The following is a 1,249-nucleotide window of genomic DNA, read 5'->3' as shown; positions in this document are numbered from 1 at the left end:
AAGGGTGGTTTCGCCAATGAGAATAGCTTACTGAAGCTTCTTTACGCCGGTATACTAAAAGCCCCCGAAGGCTGGACTCGCCCGATTCAAAATTGGTATCTGACACTGTCACAGCTGGCGATCCACTTCCCAGATCGCCTGGAGAAATACATCAGCCTATAGCTGCCTGGCTGACACAGAGTTTTGAATACCCTCTTTACAGCCTTCAACTCTCTTAGTGATATTTAGAAATTATTCAGTGTCTCCCATGCTATTACAGTAAAGGTATTGGTTGAGACTAATTTATCTATATATAATTACTAAATCCTGGACGGTTACATACCTTTTTATAACCTTTACATATGTTATTCTATCAGTAGTCGTGTACTTAATTCAGCTAGAAAGTAAATTATGTGTCAGTTACTAATTTATATAGGTAGCTTACTTCTTGAATGACGGATTTTTCGACTATATAGCCAATGATACAGAAATATACGAAGAGGCAAACAATGTACTTTATCCGAGTTTTTCTATCAGGGGTGGCCGGTGGAGTTGCATGGGTTTTGGGGATGTTGATTTTCTTTGGTCCTGCACAAACTATTCTGGCTGATCCACAGCTGCAAAGTGCTAAGTTCTTAACGGTTGTGAAGCAAATGGAACCTCTCCCTCGTATGGCAGATAATCTATGGGTAGGTGTACTTGGCCTCCTAATGATTGGAGTTATTTACGGCATAGTATTTTCATTTATAGAATCATTGATGTCAGGTAAGAGTTTGATAAAGGGAGTTAAGTTTGGGGCTATCAGTTGGGCGTTAATGGTTCCGTGGTTTGAGTTTTACTTGCCGTGGAATGTAATGCATGAACCTTTAGTACTTGTTATATTAGAGGCCTTGCTTTGGGCGTGTGTTCTACAGCTTGTGGGTATATCAATTTCTTTGACCAGCAATCTTTTGGATTGGGGAAAGCCAATAGCTCAGATACATAGAAAGGTTTAAGTTTTTTAACCTGTAGGCCTGGATTAATTGTTACTTATAAACAGAATGTTTACTTAAGAAGTTAGCGGAATAGTACAAGAAGCAATTTGGATACTCGTTAAGTGGATACGAGGGTGTTCAAAACTCTGTGTCAGCCAGGCAACTATAGACTGTTGTATTTCTCCAGGCGATCTGGAAAGTGGATCGTCAGTTGTGACAGTGTCAGATTCCAGTTTTGGATCGGGTGCGTCCAGCGCTCGGAAGCTTTTAGTATACCGGCGTACAGAAGCTTCAGT

Annotated in this window: 1 protein-coding gene and 2 pseudogenes; 2 read left to right on the top strand and 1 reads right to left on the bottom strand. The window is 40.6% G+C overall.

The window, feature by feature from the left end; genetic code table 11:
- Both ACCI49_RS24700 and ACCI49_RS24695 read left to right on the top strand, forming a co-directional pair.
- Positions 1–162 (top strand): annotated as a pseudogene (locus tag ACCI49_RS24700) (IS256 family transposase); the annotation flags it as partial.
- Positions 163–488: 326 nt separating this feature from the next.
- A complete protein-coding gene (locus ACCI49_RS24695; protein ID WP_371841919.1) occupies positions 489–974 on the top strand; it encodes a DUF6789 family protein in 486 nt (161 codons plus the stop codon).
- Between the two features lie 142 nt (positions 975–1,116).
- Here ACCI49_RS24695 and ACCI49_RS24690 read toward each other — a convergent pair.
- Positions 1,117–1,249: pseudogene (locus ACCI49_RS24690) on the bottom strand (IS256 family transposase); the annotation flags it as partial.

This window comes from Microbulbifer epialgicus, from assembly GCF_041447265.1.
In the GTDB taxonomy this organism is placed as follows: domain Bacteria; phylum Pseudomonadota; class Gammaproteobacteria; order Pseudomonadales; family Cellvibrionaceae; genus Microbulbifer; species Microbulbifer epialgicus.
The sequence above is the reverse complement of the archived record's forward strand: the minus strand, read 5'-3'. Positions and strand labels throughout refer to the sequence as shown.

Bases quoted from the DNA above. Each gene is read 5' to 3' on its own strand.
- ACCI49_RS24695 (WP_371841919.1), top strand. From the start codon at position 489: ATGTACTTTATCCGAGTTTTTCTATCAGGGGTGGCCGGTGGAGTTGCA.